This is a genomic window from Pseudomonas baetica, assembly GCF_051216495.1.
Taxonomy (GTDB): Bacteria; Pseudomonadota; Gammaproteobacteria; order Pseudomonadales; family Pseudomonadaceae; genus Aquipseudomonas; species Aquipseudomonas baetica_B.
This window is the reverse complement of the sequence record NZ_JBPKAM010000125.1, coordinates 1-15,308: the sequence shown is the minus strand read 5'-3', so window position 1 is coordinate 15,308 and position 15,308 is coordinate 1. Positions and strand designations below refer to the sequence as shown.

Genomic DNA, 15,308 nt, shown 5'->3' with positions numbered 1-15,308 from the left:
TTTCAACTTCCTTTCAGCTTCGATGACCTGAAGCAACCTACTGCCGAAAACTGCGTAACTCGTTGTTTACCAAGGAGTTTTCCGTTTCGACTGCGCCGGAAGTGGGGCGAATTATAGAGAACTAAAATTCGCCGTCAACACCTATTTTCATAAATCTGTCATACCGGTCAAAAAAACCCCGAAAACAGAAAGACCGACCCAATGGGTCGGCCTTCTACGTCCTTCTACTTACAAGCTAGGGAACGCGAACTGCGAAGCCTCGTGGCTCGCACGCTGCGGCCAGCGCTGGGTGATGGCCTTGCGGCGAGTGTAGAAACGCACGCCATCCGGACCATAGGCATGCAGGTCACCAAACAGCGAGCGCTTCCAACCGCCAAAGCTGTGGTACGCCACAGGCACTGGCAACGGCACGTTCACACCAACCATGCCGACTTCGATCTCATCGCAGAACAACCGCGCCGCTTCCCCGTCACGGGTGAAGATGCAGGTGCCATTGCCATACTCGTGATCGTTGATCAGTTGCATCGCCTCTTCCAGGCTGTTGACGCGAACGACGCACAGCACCGGCCCGAAGATCTCTTCTTTATAGATACGCATCTCCGGGGTGACGTTGTCGAACAGGCAGCCACCGAGGAAGAAGCCGTCTTCGTGACCCGGCACGCTCAGACCACGACCGTCTACGACCAGGGTCGCACCCGCCGCCACGCCGTCTTCGACATAACCGCTGACCTTGTCGCGCGCCTGACCGGTGACCAGAGGCCCCATGTCCAGACCACAGGTCGTGCCTGCACCGATTTTCAGTGCCTTGATCTGTGGCGTCAGTTTGGCCACCAGCGCATCGGCAACCTGATCACCCACGCAGACGGCCACCGAGATCGCCATGCAACGCTCACCGCAAGAACCGTAAGCAGCACCCATCAGTGCGCTGACAGCGTTATCCAGGTCCGCATCCGGCATCAGCACCGCATGGTTCTTCGCTCCGCCCAGTGCCTGGACGCGCTTGCCGCGCTTGGTGCCTTCGGCGTAGATGTACTCGGCAATCGGCGTCGAACCCACGAAGCTCAGCGCCTTGACTTCCGGTGCTTCGATCAGCGCGTCCACGGCAACCTTGTCACCGTGCACCACGCTCAGCACGCCCTTAGGCAAGCCAGCTTCCAGCAACAGTTGTGCGATCAGCAGCGTCGAGCTCGGGTCGCGCTCGGACGGTTTGAGGATGAAGCAGTTACCGCAGACGATCGCCAGTGGGTACATCCACAGTGGCACCATGGCCGGGAAGTTGAACGGTGTAATGCCGGCCACTACGCCCAGTGGCTGGAAGTCGGACCAGGCATCAATGTTCGGGCCCACGTTCCGGCTGTATTCGCCCTTGAGGATTTCCGGTGCCGCGCAGGCGAACTCGACGTTCTCGATGCCGCGCTTCAATTCACCGGCAGCGTCTTCCAGGGTCTTGCCGTGTTCTTCGCTGATCAACTGGGCAATACGCGCTTCGTTCTGCTCCAGCAGTTGCTTGAAGCGGAACATGACTTGGGCACGCTTGGCTGCAGGCGTGTTACGCCAGGCCGGGAACGCGGCTTTGGCTGCGTCGATGGCTTGTTGGATGGTTTCACGGCTGGCCAGAGGCAGTTTGTGGATAGCCTGACCGGTCGATGGGTTGAACACGTCGGTGCTGCGACCGGTTTCGGTAACCAGCTCACCATTGATCAAATGCGGAATAACGCTCATGGAAGCTCCTGAAAAGTTGTCCACAGGCACCCGTCATCGGGGCCGTTATATAGAAGGAGAAATCAGTCGATCTTGCTCAGCACTTCGCCAACCGCATCGAACAGGCGATCAAGGTCCTGCGGCTTGCTGTTGAAGGTTGGGCCAAACTGCAGGGTGTCGCCGCCGAAGCGCACGTAGAACCCGGCTTTCCACAGCGCCATGCCCGATTCGAATGGACGCACGATGGCGTCGCCGTCACGCGGTGCGATCTGGATCGCACCGGCCAGGCCGTAGTTGCGGATGTCGATGATGTTTTTGGTGCCCTTCAAGCCATGCAGCGCATTTTCGAAATGCGGCGCGACTTCGGCCACGCTCTGCACCAGGTTTTCCTTTTGCAGCAGGTCGAGTGCTGCCAGACCCGCGGCGCATGCCACCGGGTGGGCGGAATAGGTATAGCCGTGTGGGAATTCCACGGCGTATTCAGGCGTCGCCTGGTTCATGAAGGTCTGGTAGATCTCGGAGCTGGCAATCACCGCGCCCATCGGGATTGCACCGTTGGTGACTTGCTTGGCGATGCACATCAGGTCCGGGGTCACGCCGAAGGTTGTAGCACCAAACATCGTGCCGGTACGGCCGAAACCGGTGATCACTTCGTCGAACACCAGCAGGATGTTGTGCTGATCGCAGATCTCGCGCAGGCGCTTGAGGTAACCCTGTGGCGGAACCAGAACGCCAGCGGAACCGGCCAATGGCTCGACGAAAACGGCGGCAATGTTCGAGGCATCGTGCAATTCGATCAGCTTCAGCAGCTCATCAGCGAGGGCGATACCGCCCTGCTCCGGCATGCCACGGGAGAACGCATTGCTCGCCAGCAGAGTGTGCGGCAGGTGGTCGACATCCATCATCGCCTGGCCGAACAGTTTACGGTTGCCGTTAACGCCACCGAGGCTAGTGCCGGCAATGTTCACGCCGTGATAGCCACGGGCACGACCGATCATTTTGGTCTTGGTCGACTGACCTTTCAGACGCCAGTAGGCACGTACCATCTTCACGGCAGTGTCGGCGCACTCGGAGCCGGAGTCAGTGAAGAACACATGATTCAGGTTGCCCGGCGTCAGGTCGGTGATTTTTTCCGCCAGCTGGAACGACAGCGGATGGCCGTACTGGAAGCCTGGCGAGTAATCGAGGGTGCCCAGTTGCTTGGTCACTGCCTCTTGAATTTCCTTACGGGTGTGACCGGCACCGCACGTCCACAGACCCGACAGCGAGTCATAAACCTTACGGCCCTTGTCGTCGATCAGCCAGCTGCCTTCGGCGCCCACGATCAGGCGCGGATCACGCTGGAAGTTACGGTTGGCGGTGTAAGGCATCCAGTGCGCATCGAGCTTCAGTTGGCTGGCCAGAGAAGTCGGGGCGTTTTCAGGCAAATTCATGGGTGGAACCTCGCAAGGCAATAAGCGGAGCAGGGATTGAAAAGCGTTGTTGCAGCTAAGTTGCCACGGGGATAAAGTCGGTGAAATCCAACTTTTCTAACCTTTAGTCAGTCACTGACTAAACTAATGAGTAACCACCATGAGCAGCCGCCGCCCCGACCCACTGGCGCAAGTCAGTGACTTCGATATTCGCCTGTTACGGATCTTTCGCAGTGTGGTCGAATGCGGTGGTTTTTCGGCTGCCGAAAGCGTGCTCGGCATTGGCCGCTCGGCCATCAGCCAACAGATGAGTGACTTGGAACAGCGTCTCGGCTTGCGTCTGTGCCAGCGTGGTCGCGCCGGCTTTTCCCTGACCGAAGAAGGTCGCGAGGTGTATCAATCGGCACTGCAGTTGTTGAGTGCACTGGAAAGCTTCCGCACCGAGGTCAACGGGCTGCACCAGCACTTGCGTGGCGAACTGACCATCGGCTTGACGGATAACCTGGTCACCCTGCCCCACATGCGCATTACCCACGCGCTCGCGCAGTTGAAGGAGCGCGGACCCGACGTGCAGATCCAGATTCGCATGATCGCGCCCAACGAAGTGGAACAAGGCGTGCTCGACGGTCGCTTGCACGTTGGGGTGGTGCCCCAGGCCAGCGCACTGTCCGGGCTGGAATATCAACCGCTCTACAGCGAACGCTCACTGCTGTATTGCGCCGTGGGTCATCCGCTGTTTTATGTCGATGACAAGCAACTGGACGATGCTCGCCTCAACAATCAGGACGCCATTGCCCCGACCTTCCGTTTGCCGGCGGAAATCCAGGCCCATTATCAGGCGCTCAACTGCACCGCCAGCGCTTCTGACCGAGAAGGCATGGCATTCCTGATCCTGACCGGGCGCTACATCGGTTACTTGCCGGACCACTACGCCAGCCTCTGGGTACAGCAAGGTCGATTGCGCGCACTCAAGCCCAAGGCGCGCTTCTATGACCTGAGCCTGGCGTCGGTCACTCGCAAGGGTCGTCGACCTCACCTGGTGCTGGAAAGTTTTCTGGAAAGTCTAGCGGCGACACGATAAACCCAGCGCCAATGGTTTTATTGCGCAGGGACTTGTCTGAAGCCCGAGGGTGCGATATCAACGTAATGGCTCACCCTCACCCACTTGATCGGAAGCGTCCATGACCTTTGAAGTCCCCGCTCACGGCGGCAAACCTGCCAGCCGCATTCGTCAGAAGAACGAAGAGACCATCATCAAAGCCGCCGAAGATGAGTTCGCCCGTCACGGGTTCAAAGGCACCAGCATGAACACCATCGCTCTGAATGCCGGATTGCCAAAAGCCAACCTGCATTACTACTTCACCAACAAACTCGGTTTGTACGTGGCGGTGTTGAGCAATATCCTTCAGCTGTGGGACAGCACGTTCAATACGTTGACGGCCGAGGATGATCCAGCCGAAGCCTTGACCCGCTACATCCGCGCCAAAATGGAATTTTCCCGTCGCCAACCGCAAGCCTCGCGGATTTTTGCCATGGAGGTCATCAGTGGTGGCGAATGCCTGACCGAGTATTTCAATCAGGACTACCGCACGTGGTTCCAGGGCCGGGCTTCGGTGTTTCAAGCCTGGATCGATGCCGGCAAGATGGACCCGGTCGATCCGGTCAACCTGATCTTTCTGTTGTGGGGCAGCACGCAGCATTACGCCGACTTCGCCACCCAGATCTGTCGTGTCAGCGGACGCACCAAGTTGACCAAGCAGGATATGGATGACGCCGGCAACAATCTGATCCGTATCATTCTCAAGGGCTGCGGCCTGACACCAACTATTTAAGACTTTTATGCCCTTTACCCTCAGCGGCTTTTGCGAATACCGCGAAGAGATTCGCAAAAGCCGCTTCATCACCTTCGCCGCACCGATCACCAGTCCCGCTGAAGCCCAGGCATTCATCGAGCAGCACAGCGACCTGAACGCCACGCACAATTGCTGGGCCTGGAAGCTCGGCGCTCAATACCGCAGTACCGATGACGGCGAGCCCGGCGGTACCGCCGGCCGGCCGATTCTAGCGGCGATCGAGGCGCAGGATTGCGATCAGGTCGTGGTATTGGTGATTCGCTGGTATGGCGGCATTCAACTGGGCACCGGCGGACTCGCCCGGGCCTACGGCGGCGGCGCCAACAAATGCCTGCAAGCTGCGTCTAAGATCGAACTGATCAGCCGGGTGCCACTACGTTGCGCCTGCACGTTCAGTGAACTGGCCCTGGTGAAGTTGCGCGTCGCCGACATCGGCGGGCTGGTTGTGCAAGAAGATTTCACCGCCAATGGCGTTGAACTACAGCTGGCGGTGGGTGAGGCGCATATTGAAGCGCTGCAAAAACAGCTGGCCGATTTGAGCCGCGGGCGCATTCTGTTGCAGCGTTGAGGCTGCGACCTTTTAGGGCAACCCGGAATATCGATGCACCCGGCAGTTGCCCACATCCGCTGTGCACCTGGCTGTGGATAACCTGAGCACACTCCGCTGTAACCCTTCTGTCATGCGGCTTTGCGGGCTTTGTTCACTTTTCGTCCAAATCGCCATCAAAAACTTAAAATTCAAGATAAAACATATACTTAGAGTGGTTTATCACCTTTCGAAGATACCCGCACCGCGCTTATGCCCGACATTTGCGCTTGCGCACAAATACTGTGGAGCAATCTGTGGATAACCCGTTCATTCCTGCCTCGGCACCATGCCGGACATGGCCCGCGGTCGACTGCTCATTTTTTGACCAATGCCTGCACGTCAAAAGTGGTGCCTGATTATCGGCTTCGCCCTCACGTGGTGCCCACCCATTTTTTGAACCCGCAAACAATGGACTCGACGCCTAGCACCCAGCGTTGCAGCATAGGTCGGACCAAACCTGTTCATTGAGTCCGCGATCTTCACTCATCAAGGAAACCACACATGTCCAAGGCAAAAACCGCACTGATCATCGGCGCCTCCCGTGGGCTGGGCCTCGGCCTGGTGAAAACCCTGCTGGCCGATGGTTGGCAAGTGACCGCCACCGTGCGCAATCCACAGAACGCTCAAGCCTTGCAGGCGTTGGGCAAGGTGCGAATCGAAAAACTCGACATGGATGATCTGCCAGCGGTGATCGCCTTGAGCCAGCAACTCAAGGGTGAAGTGTTCGACCTGCTGTTCGTGAATGCCGGGGTCAAGGGGCCGGACGTGCAGACGCCAGGCGGCGCGACCCTGGCCGAGGTCGGGCAGCTGTTTTTCACCAACGCCGTAGCTCCCATCAATCTTGCTCAACAATTCGTTGGCCAGATTCGCCCGGAGACTGGGGTGCTGGCATTCATGAGTTCGGTACTGGGCAGCGTGACCATGCCCGACGCGCCGGAACTGGCGCTGTACAAGGCCAGCAAAGCCGCGCTCAACTCCATGACCAACAGCTTCGTCACACAACTGGGCGAGCAGAAACTCACTGTACTGTCACTGCATCCGGGCTGGGTGAAAACCGACATGGGCGGTGAAGGTGCCGATATCGATGTGGAAACGAGTACCCGCGGGCTGGTCGATCAGGTGAATGCGTATGTTGGCAAGGGTGGCCATCATTTTGTGAATTATCGGGGTGAGACCATTCCCTGGTAATCGCCACATTCCCTAGTAGGAGCAAGCCTGCTCGCGAATACGGAGTGTCATGTAGCATTGAAGGTGACTGACACACCGCCTTCGCGAGCAGGCTCGCTCCCACAAGGTTTCATTCCATACGGGATCTGAGTTGTTCTGTCAGGCTGCGCTTGCCCATCGCGTTTTTTTGATCGACACTGCGCACCTCGCCTCCCCGGCGACCCTGGATCAGCAGACAGGGCAACACTGAGCTGGCAACCCTGAACCCAACTTTCAGAGGAGCCGGCCAACATGCCTGCGACCCGTACCTGGTTAAAAAATCCCCTCGCCATTTTCACGGCCAACGGTCTCGATGCCCGTGGCGGCCTGGTGCTGCAAGACGGCGTGATCGTCGAAGTGCTCGGCGCAGGCCAGCAACCGTCCGCCCCCTGTGGACAAGTTTTCGACGCCCGCGAGCACGTGATCCTGCCGGGGTTGATCAACACCCATCACCACTTCTATCAAACCCTGACCCGCGCCTGGGCGCCAGTGGTCAACCAACCCTTGTTCCCGTGGCTGAAAACCCTGTACCCGGTGTGGGCGCGCCTCACGCCGGAAAAACTCGCCCTTGCCACGAAAGTCGCGTTGGCCGAATTGCTGTTGTCCGGTTGCACCACGGCGGCTGACCACCATTACCTGTTCCCGGATGGCCTGGAAAATGCCATCGACGTACAAGTCGAAAGCGTTCGCGAACTGGGCATGCGCGCGATGCTGACTCGCGGTTCGATGAGTCTGGGCGAAAAGGACGGCGGGCTGCCACCCCAGCAGACCGTGCAGGAAGGCCAGGTGATCCTCGACGACAGCCAGCGCTTGATCGCCGAATACCACGAACGCGGCGAAGGCGCGCAAATCCAGATCGCTCTGGCCCCTTGCTCGCCCTTCTCGGTGACGCCAGAAATCATGTCCGCCAGCGCCGAACTGGCGAACACACTCGATGTGCGTTTGCACACACACCTGGCGGAAACCCTCGACGAAGAAGACTTCTGCCTGCAACGCTTCGGTCTGCGCACGGTAGATTATCTGGACAGCGTCGGCTGGCTTGGCCCACGCACCTGGCTGGCCCACGGCATCCATTTCAATCCGGATGAAATCGCCCGCCTCGGCGCTGCCGGCACCGGGATTTGTCATTGCCCGAGCTCGAACATGCGCCTGGCTTCGGGCATCTGCCCGAGCATCGAACTGACCGACGCCGGCGCTCCACTGGGCCTGGGCGTGGACGGTTCGGCGTCCAACGACGCGTCGAACATGATCCTCGAAGCGCGTCAGGCCCTGTACATCCAACGCCTGCGCTACGGTGCAGAGAAGATCACTCCGGAACGGGTGCTGGGCTGGGCCACCAAAGGCTCGGCACAGCTGCTCGGTCGCAGCGACATCGGTGAACTGGCAGTGGGCAAGCAGGCTGACCTGGCGCTGTTCAAGCTCGATGAGCTGCGCTTCTCGGGCAGTCATGACCCGGTATCGGCGCTGCTGCTGTGCGGCGCGGATCGGGCAGACCGGGTGATGGTCGGCGGTAAATGGCGAGTGATCGATGGGCAGGTTGAAGGGCTGGACCTGAAGGGGTTGATTGCCGATCACAGCCAAGCGGCTCGGCAATTGATCGCGGGCGCCTGATACAACACTGATAAAAACTGTGGGAGCCGGCTCGCTCCCACAGGGTTTTGCGGTGTTTCACGGACCTCGCCATCGATGATGGTTGATTGGCACCCGTATCGAACAATACAGCCAGCCCGTTGCGATGAACCTTCCGGTCAGGTTTTGCCAATTGTTTCCACGGGGCGCTGTAGAATGCCCGTCATCTGCACCTGATGAGAAAAGAATATGTACGACTGGCTGAACGCCCTGCCCAAGGCAGAACTGCACTTGCACCTGGAGGGTTCGCTGGAGCCCGAGCTGCTGTTCGCCCTGGCCGAACGCAACAAGATCGCCCTGCCGTGGAGCGATGTTGACACCCTGCGCAAGGCTTACGCCTTCAATAACCTGCAAGAGTTCCTCGACCTGTATTACCAGGGCGCCGGCGTACTGCAAACGTCCCAGGACTTCTACGACCTGACCTGGGCGTATCTGCTGCGTTGCAAAGAACAGAATGTGATTCATACCGAACCGTTCTTCGACCCGCAGACCCATACCGACCGTGGCGTGCCGTTCGAAGTGGTGCTCAATGGCATCGCCGCCGCCCTCAAGGATGGCGAACAGCAACTGGGCATCACCAGTGGTTTGATCCTGAGCTTCCTGCGCCACCTGAGCGAAGAACAAGCCGAGAAAACCCTTGACCAGGCGTTGCCGTTCCGCGATGCGTTTGTCGCCGTCGGCTTGGACAGTTCCGAGATGGGCCATCCGCCGAGCAAGTTCCAGCGTGTGTTCGATCGTGCTCGTGGCGAGGGCTTCCTGACCGTCGCCCACGCCGGTGAAGAAGGTCCACCCGAGTACATCTGGGAAGCCCTAGACCTGCTGAAAATCCAGCGCATCGACCATGGCGTACGCGCCATTGAAGACGAGCGCTTGATGCAGCGCATCATCGATGAGCAGATCCCGCTGACCGTGTGCCCGTTGTCCAACACCAAGCTTTGCGTGTTCGATCACATGTCGCAGCACAACATCCTCGACATGCTCGAGCGTGGCGTGAAAGTGACCGTGAACTCGGATGACCCGGCGTACTTCGGCGGTTACGTCACCGAGAATTTCCATGCGCTGTATACGGATCTGGGGATGACCCAGGATCAGGCAAAACGCCTGGCGCAAAACAGCCTGGATGCGCGGTTGGTAAAACCGTAAGGCCCTGCGCAAATCCAATGTGGGAGCGAGCAGGCTCGCTCCCACAGGTTCTGTGCCTACAACGCCATTTCCAGCTCGGTTTCCTTGGCAAACCTGTGGATTTCACGCTGCCCGGCCGCGGTGACCTGCAAGGCCCGCGAGTCGTTGGGCAGGCTCAGCCAACCGGACTGCATGAATAGCTGCAACAGCGCCGCCCCCAATGACCCGCCCATGTGCGGGCGTCTTTCGCTCCAGTCCGGACATGCACACGCCGACTTGCCATTGCGATGGGCCAGCGCCTGGATGAAGACACCCCGCGCCGCCAACTCGGTGGAGCCCTTGAGGGTGATTGTGACCCGCTGATCGAACTGTTCGATCCAGCCCGCGTCCAGTAAACGCTGATACAGATCCGCAGCCAGAGTACCGCCCAGATGATCGTCGCATAGCCGGGCACGCAACAAGGACGAGGGCCTGACTGCAGGTTTGGCGAGGGGGGTAGTGTGTTTGAAAATATCCGGCGTTTCCCGGGGCGCGCTGGCCAGTGTTGCGCTTGCCAGTGCCTCGATCGCAGCACCGACTTCGGGAGCGGCCAGGCGGAAGAAGCGCTTACGCCCCCGGCTTTCGACTTTCAACAGACCACCAGTGGACAATCGTCCAAGGTGAGCGCTGGCCGAGGACGGTGACAGTCCGGCCAACAAGGCCAGCTCTTCGGCTTGGCGCGCCGTGCCGTCCATCAAGGCCCACATCATTGCGCTGCGCTTTGGGTCAGCCAGCAAGGTGGCTATCTGGCTGATGCAAGGTGCATGTTCCATTAATTCACTCCCTGTTGAATCGTTTGGTCTATTGCTCTGAGTCATCTTGACCAGTAATGCGTCGTCGGCCAAGACGTGAAAACTGCGGTTAACCAGACAAAGCCATCGACCACCCTCTGATAACGATGAAAAAGGTCTGGCGATAGGTATGAGGCAAGCCCGAATCCTGCGTGGTCTTGTCGTTGTGATTGACGGTGCGTACCTGAAGCGAGCGCTAGTATAGGCGGGTTGATCGCCGCTTCCTGCCCCTCACAAACCACTGGCGGTGATAGTTCCTGAAGGAAATTTCGCTTTTTTCCTGCGACTAATGACCGATTTCCGATAAGCCCGGAAAATGACTGCCCAACCGGGCGCATCGGCTGGCAAGCATTTCCCGCAACAGGTTCACTGGCTTACTCAATTGTGCGCGATGTGCGCACAACAAATTCAGCGGTGCGCGCTCGCAAAGCAGTTCCGGCATTAGCACCTTCAATCGACCGGCCAGCACATCGGCGGCCACATCCAGCCAGGACTTATAGGCGATCCCGGCACCCGCCACGGCCCACAGCCGCACGACATCGGCGTCATCACTGAAACGATCACCACTGACGGTCAGGCCAACTTCGCGCTTGCCATCGTGGAAACTCCAGTGGTCATGAACCCGACTGCCAAGCATGAACAGCAGGCAGTTGTGCTGGGCCAACTGCTCCAGTTGCCGCGGCTCGCCATGTCGGGCCAGGTAACCCGGCGCCGCACAGAGCACGCGCCGGTTCTGCGGGGCGATGGGCAATGCCACCAGACTGGAATCTTCCGGTTCGCCGTAGCGCAGGGCGATGTCCACCGGCTGGCGAAACAGGTCGGCGATGCGATCCCCCAGCAACAAGCGTACGGTGAGTTTCGGATGCTCGCGCTGAAACTCGTCCAGCCAGGGCAACAGCAAGTTGCGACCAAAGTCCGACGGCGCCGACAACTGCAACACGCCGCTGACCTGATCCTGGCCACTGGCCAATAACCTCCGGCCCTCGTCGAGGTTACTCAGGGCTGCCCGGGCATATTCAAGGAAACCTTCACCCTCTGCAGTCAGACGCAAGCTGCGGGTCGAGCGGGCGAGCAAGCGGGCACCGAGTTGCTGTTCGATGCGTTTCAACGCGGCACTGGCCACCGCCGCCGACATGTCCATGCCCCGCGCGGCCGCCGACAGACTCCCCAGATCTGCCGCCCGTACGAACAATTGCAAGTCATCGAAACGCAGCACCGGAAACTCCGATTATCAAAAAAATATTGAAAGAGACTGCTCTTTTAGCGGGTTTTATCTTCCCGGGAAATAGCCAATCATCTTCGTCATCGACATCTTTGGTTTATTACTGTCTGGAGCCCCCATGAAAGCCATTGCCTATTACGCGTCCCTGCCGATCAGCGACGAAAAATCCCTGCAAGACATCGAACTGCCGGAACCGGTTGCCGGGCCTCGCGATTTATTGGTGGAGGTCAAAGCGATTTCGGTCAACCCGGTGGATACCAAGGTCCGCCAAAACGTCCAGCCTGAAGGTGGCGCTGCAAAAGTGCTGGGTTGGGATGTGGCCGGCATTGTCAAGGCGGTGGGCAGCGAAGTGACGCTGTTCAAGGCCGGCGACAAGGTGTACTACGCCGGTTCCATCGCCCGCGCTGGCGGCAACAGCGAACTGCATGTGGTGGATGAGCGGATCGTCGGCCATATGCCCGACACCCTTGGCTTCGCCGAGGCCGCCGCCCTGCCGTTGACCGCCATCACCGCGTGGGAATTACTGTTCGAGCGCCTGCAAGTGCGCGAGGGCAAAACCGATGAAGGCCAAAGCCTGCTGATCGTCGGTGCCGCCGGCGGCGTCGGTTCCATCCTCACGCAATTGGCGAAACAGCTCACCGGGCTGAACGTCATCGGCACCGCTTCACGCCCACAGACCCAGAGCTGGGTGAAGGCGTTGGGCGCCAATACGGTGATCGATCATAGCCAGCCGCTGAGCGAGGCACTCAAACGCGCGGGTATCGATCAAGTGACCCACGTCGCCAGCCTGACCCAGACCGATCTTCACCTGGATCAACTGGTCGAGGCACTGGCGCCACAAGGCAAACTCGCCCTGATCGATGACCCGAAAACCCTGGACGTGACCAAACTCAAGCGCAAGAGCCTGTCGCTGCATTGGGAGTTCATGTACACCCGCTCGCTGTTCGAAACCGCCGACATGATCGAACAGCACAACCTGCTCAACCGCGTGGCGCGCCTGATCGATGCCGGAACCTTGAAAACCACGGTCGGCGAGCACTTCGGCACCATCAATGCGGCCAATCTGCGTCGTGCACACGCCTTGCTGGAGAGCGGTAAATCCAAGGGCAAGATTGTGCTGGAAGGGTTCTGACTCGACGATATCGGTGTCGCCCGACGATGGGCGACACCGTCAGTCCGAAGGTTGACCGCTGTCAATTTGGCGATCGTATTCAGGACTACAATCGAATTCTCGATGTGACAATCTTTTACTTGAGGAGGTCAGTAATGAAGATCCTGATAAAAGAATTGGCAAAATCCCAGTGGCAGGTCCGCTTGGACCAACATGCGGTGACTTTCCGCAGCGAAGCCGAAGCTCGCGCCTTCACCAATACCCTCGAAGCGCGCTTGCACGCGCCCCATCAGATTCCAGACCGTCAACCACACCGTGCGGTTGGCTGAGTCCGCCTTCAAACCTGGGCTTGCGCCAGAGTCCGGGCATTCTGCAAACGTCGGGTGAGCATCGCCGCGCTCACCACCAGAGTTCCGCACAGGCTGATGACCATAGCCATCGGCATGGCGCTGCCGTCGTGCAAAACGCCCACCAGTGCGGCGGCGCCAGCGGCCACGCTGAATTGCAGGCATCCGAGCATCGCCGAAGCACTACCGGCCCGTGCCCCCTGCCCGTTCATCGCACAGGCCGAAGCGTTGGGAATGATGCAGCCGAGGCTGGCAATGCAGACGAACAGCGGAATCAACAACGGCCACAATTGCGCGGAGTGCAATGCACTGACGGCCAGCAGGGTCAGGCCGGCGCCGAGGTAAACCCACACAGCGCGTGCGAGCAGGAACGCTGGCCCGCGCTTGGCCAACAGCCGCGCGTTGAGTTGCGCCACCAGAATGAAACCTGCGGCATTCGTGCCGAACAGCCAACCGAAGTGCTCGGCCGGCACGCCATAGAGTTTGATGAAGACGAACGGTGATCCGGCGATGTAGGCAAACATGCCGGCAATGGCGATGCCGCCGGTCAGGGCGTGACCGAGGAACACCGGGTCTGCCAACAGCCGACCGTACTGACGTAGCGCCCCGGACAAGGGTTGACGTGGAACATGAGCCGGCAGACTTTCCGGCAAACCGAGGGCAACGGCCAATCCCGCCAATGCACTGAAACCGGTCAACGCCAGGAAAATCGACTGCCAACCGGTGGTGTTAACCAGTAGGCCACCCAGCATCGGCGCGAGAATCGGCGCCAGCCCCATCACCAGCATCAGTTGCGAAAAGACCTTGGCCGACCCCACGGCATCGCATTTGTCGCTGACCACCGCCCGAGAGATCACCATCCCGGCACAGCCACCCAGGGCCTGGATGAAGCGGGCTGCGATCAGCCATTCCAGGCTCGGTGCATAGGCGCACGCCAACGAAGCCGCGGTAAACAGCCCGACACCGGTCAGTAGCGGAATGCGACGACCGAAACGATCCGCCACCGGACCGTAAGCCAGCTGACCAATGGACAGACCGAGGAAATAGGCGGCCAGCGTCAATTGAACGTGTTTTTCATCCGTGCCGAAGGCCAGCGCCATGGCCGGGAAGGCCGGCAAATAGAAATCGATCGCCAGCGGACCGAAAGCGCTCAAGGCGCCGAGAATCAGAATGGTACGGAAGTTCATCAGGCATCCAGTGGGGCAAAGTCGGCAGCCCGACAGTCTAGCCGCGCATGGACGCCTTGAACATTCCGATAGCTCGCTAACTATTAAAAACCATTGAATGAATGCAAAAAACACTGTGGGAGCGAGCCCGCTCGCGAAAGCGGTGGGTCAGCAAACATTGATGTTGAATGTGACGCCGCCTTCGCAAGCAGGCTCGCTCCCACATGGATTACGCCTGCCCTCAGGCGACTTTGATTTCGTAGCCTTCCTCGCTGATCGCCGCGATCACCTGGTCTGCGGTCAGAGCAGACTCCACGCCGACCTCCTTCGCCGCCAGATCGACACGTACGCTGGCCGCCGGGTCCTTGGCCTGTACGGCTTGAGTGATGGCCCTGACGCAATGACCGCAGGACATGCCTTCAACATTGAACACTTGCATGGGACGACTCCTTTAATGAGGCTTTTGAGTGAGGTTGCCACCAGTGTCGAGCTTGCCACCATGGCAAGGTCAAGTTCTGAAGTAATCTGCCGGGCTGGCAATCGGCGCCGCGCTCGGCCAAGCTGCGTCCATCAATGACTCGATCGGGAGATTCAGCCATGCGCTGGTCAGTTTTCAGCCTGTTTGGCTTTCTTAGCCTTTTCGCCGCCATGCCTTCGGCCCATGCCGCGGGGGAGGACTATGGCGTGCTGATCATTTCGCGTGAACGGCTGGAGGTGGCGACGAGCTGCGAGATCGGTGTTTACATTCACGATCAGTTGTCGGCGCGGCTGTTCCAGGAGCAAAGCACCTCATTCAACCTGCCGCCGGGCAATGTGTCCCTGCGCCTCAAACTGCTGCCGGGCCAGGTGCCGGGTTGCAATCCGGGCATGCTCGCGCCGGGTTCGCAAGAGATCACCCTGCGTGCGGGGGAAGTACAGAAGTATCGAATCGCGATGACGCAGGAAGGGATGTACCTCAAGCGCGCGGGTCTCGGGTACTGACACAAATCCATGTCCTGTGGGGGGGGGGGGGGGGGGGGGGGGGAGGGGGGGGGGGGGGGGGGGGGGGGGGGGGGGGGAGGGGTGGGGGGGGGGGGGGGGGGGGGGGGGGGGGGGGGGGGGGGGGGGGGGGGGGGGGGGG

General features: G+C 59.6%; 15 protein-coding genes. 9 read left to right on the top strand and 6 right to left on the bottom strand.

Annotated elements, in window-relative coordinates:
* Positions 1-228: 228 nt before the first annotated feature.
* Together ACSFE6_RS27810 and ACSFE6_RS27805 are read right to left on the bottom strand one after the other, a co-directional pair.
* Positions 229-1,722 carry a CoA-acylating methylmalonate-semialdehyde dehydrogenase gene (locus ACSFE6_RS27810; RefSeq protein ID WP_433738536.1) on the bottom strand — a complete coding sequence of 498 codons (1,494 nt, stop codon included), beginning with the start codon at positions 1,720-1,722 and terminating at the stop codon, positions 229-231.
* A gap of 62 nt (positions 1,723-1,784) precedes the next feature.
* Positions 1,785-3,134, bottom strand: coding sequence for an aspartate aminotransferase family protein (locus ACSFE6_RS27805; RefSeq protein ID WP_435430605.1), 1,350 nt, complete (start codon positions 3,132-3,134; stop codon positions 1,785-1,787).
* A gap of 139 nt (positions 3,135-3,273) precedes the next feature.
* Here ACSFE6_RS27805 and ACSFE6_RS27800 point away from each other — a divergent pair, with 139 nt between their 5' ends.
* The 6 genes from ACSFE6_RS27800 (at position 3,274) to ACSFE6_RS27775 (ending at position 9,533) form a co-directional block, all read left to right on the top strand.
* Entirely contained in the window at positions 3,274-4,194 is a 921-nt protein-coding gene (locus ACSFE6_RS27800; RefSeq protein ID WP_435430604.1) for a LysR family transcriptional regulator, read from the top strand.
* A 100-nt stretch (positions 4,195-4,294) separates the two neighbouring features.
* Positions 4,295-4,945, top strand: a complete 651-nt coding sequence (locus tag ACSFE6_RS27795) for a TetR/AcrR family transcriptional regulator (RefSeq protein ID WP_435430603.1) — start codon at positions 4,295-4,297, stop codon at positions 4,943-4,945.
* 7 nt (positions 4,946-4,952) lie between these two features.
* Positions 4,953-5,534, top strand: a complete 582-nt coding sequence (locus ACSFE6_RS27790) for an IMPACT family protein (RefSeq protein WP_435430602.1) — start codon at positions 4,953-4,955, stop codon at positions 5,532-5,534.
* Positions 5,535-6,056: 522 nt separating this feature from the next.
* Positions 6,057-6,743, top strand: a complete 687-nt coding sequence (locus ACSFE6_RS27785) for an SDR family oxidoreductase (protein WP_435430601.1) — start codon at positions 6,057-6,059, stop codon at positions 6,741-6,743.
* 270 nt (positions 6,744-7,013) lie between these two features.
* A complete protein-coding gene (locus tag ACSFE6_RS27780; protein ID WP_435430600.1) occupies positions 7,014-8,372 on the top strand; it encodes an 8-oxoguanine deaminase in 1,359 nt (452 codons plus the stop codon).
* A gap of 207 nt (positions 8,373-8,579) precedes the next feature.
* Positions 8,580-9,533 carry an adenosine deaminase gene (locus ACSFE6_RS27775; RefSeq protein WP_435430599.1) on the top strand — a complete coding sequence of 318 codons (954 nt, stop codon included), beginning with the start codon at positions 8,580-8,582 and terminating at the stop codon, positions 9,531-9,533.
* Between the two features lie 56 nt (positions 9,534-9,589).
* Here the strand turns inward: ACSFE6_RS27775 and ACSFE6_RS27770 are convergent, their stop codons facing one another.
* Both ACSFE6_RS27770 and ACSFE6_RS27765 read right to left on the bottom strand, forming a co-directional pair.
* Positions 9,590-10,324 carry an ArsR/SmtB family transcription factor gene (locus tag ACSFE6_RS27770; RefSeq protein ID WP_435430598.1) on the bottom strand — a complete coding sequence of 245 codons (735 nt, stop codon included), beginning with the start codon at positions 10,322-10,324 and terminating at the stop codon, positions 9,590-9,592.
* A 304-nt stretch (positions 10,325-10,628) separates the two neighbouring features.
* The gene (locus tag ACSFE6_RS27765; protein WP_435430597.1) at positions 10,629-11,558 is read right to left on the bottom strand and encodes a LysR family transcriptional regulator; all 930 of its coding nucleotides are present in this window, start codon (positions 11,556-11,558) and stop codon (positions 10,629-10,631) included.
* A gap of 124 nt (positions 11,559-11,682) precedes the next feature.
* Between ACSFE6_RS27765 and ACSFE6_RS27760 the strand changes: the two genes are divergently transcribed.
* Both ACSFE6_RS27760 and ACSFE6_RS27755 read left to right on the top strand, forming a co-directional pair.
* Positions 11,683-12,696: a zinc-binding alcohol dehydrogenase family protein gene (locus tag ACSFE6_RS27760; RefSeq protein ID WP_435430596.1), complete on the top strand. Its 1,014-nt coding sequence runs from the start codon at positions 11,683-11,685 to the stop codon at positions 12,694-12,696.
* A 134-nt stretch (positions 12,697-12,830) separates the two neighbouring features.
* Positions 12,831-13,004, top strand: a complete 174-nt coding sequence (locus ACSFE6_RS27755; RefSeq protein ID WP_433738516.1) for a hypothetical protein — start codon at positions 12,831-12,833, stop codon at positions 13,002-13,004.
* A gap of 8 nt (positions 13,005-13,012) precedes the next feature.
* Here the strand turns inward: ACSFE6_RS27755 and ACSFE6_RS27750 are convergent, their stop codons facing one another.
* Positions 13,013-14,209, bottom strand: a complete 1,197-nt coding sequence (locus ACSFE6_RS27750; protein ID WP_435430595.1) for a multidrug effflux MFS transporter — start codon at positions 14,207-14,209, stop codon at positions 13,013-13,015.
* A gap of 220 nt (positions 14,210-14,429) precedes the next feature.
* Positions 14,430-14,627: a heavy-metal-associated domain-containing protein gene (locus ACSFE6_RS27745; protein ID WP_435430594.1), complete on the bottom strand. Its 198-nt coding sequence runs from the start codon at positions 14,625-14,627 to the stop codon at positions 14,430-14,432.
* Positions 14,628-14,785: 158 nt separating this feature from the next.
* On the opposite strand from ACSFE6_RS27745, the gene ACSFE6_RS27740 reads away from it, so the two are divergent.
* The gene (locus tag ACSFE6_RS27740; RefSeq protein WP_435430593.1) at positions 14,786-15,169 is read left to right on the top strand and encodes a hypothetical protein; all 384 of its coding nucleotides are present in this window, start codon (positions 14,786-14,788) and stop codon (positions 15,167-15,169) included.
* Positions 15,170-15,308 lie beyond the last annotated feature (139 nt).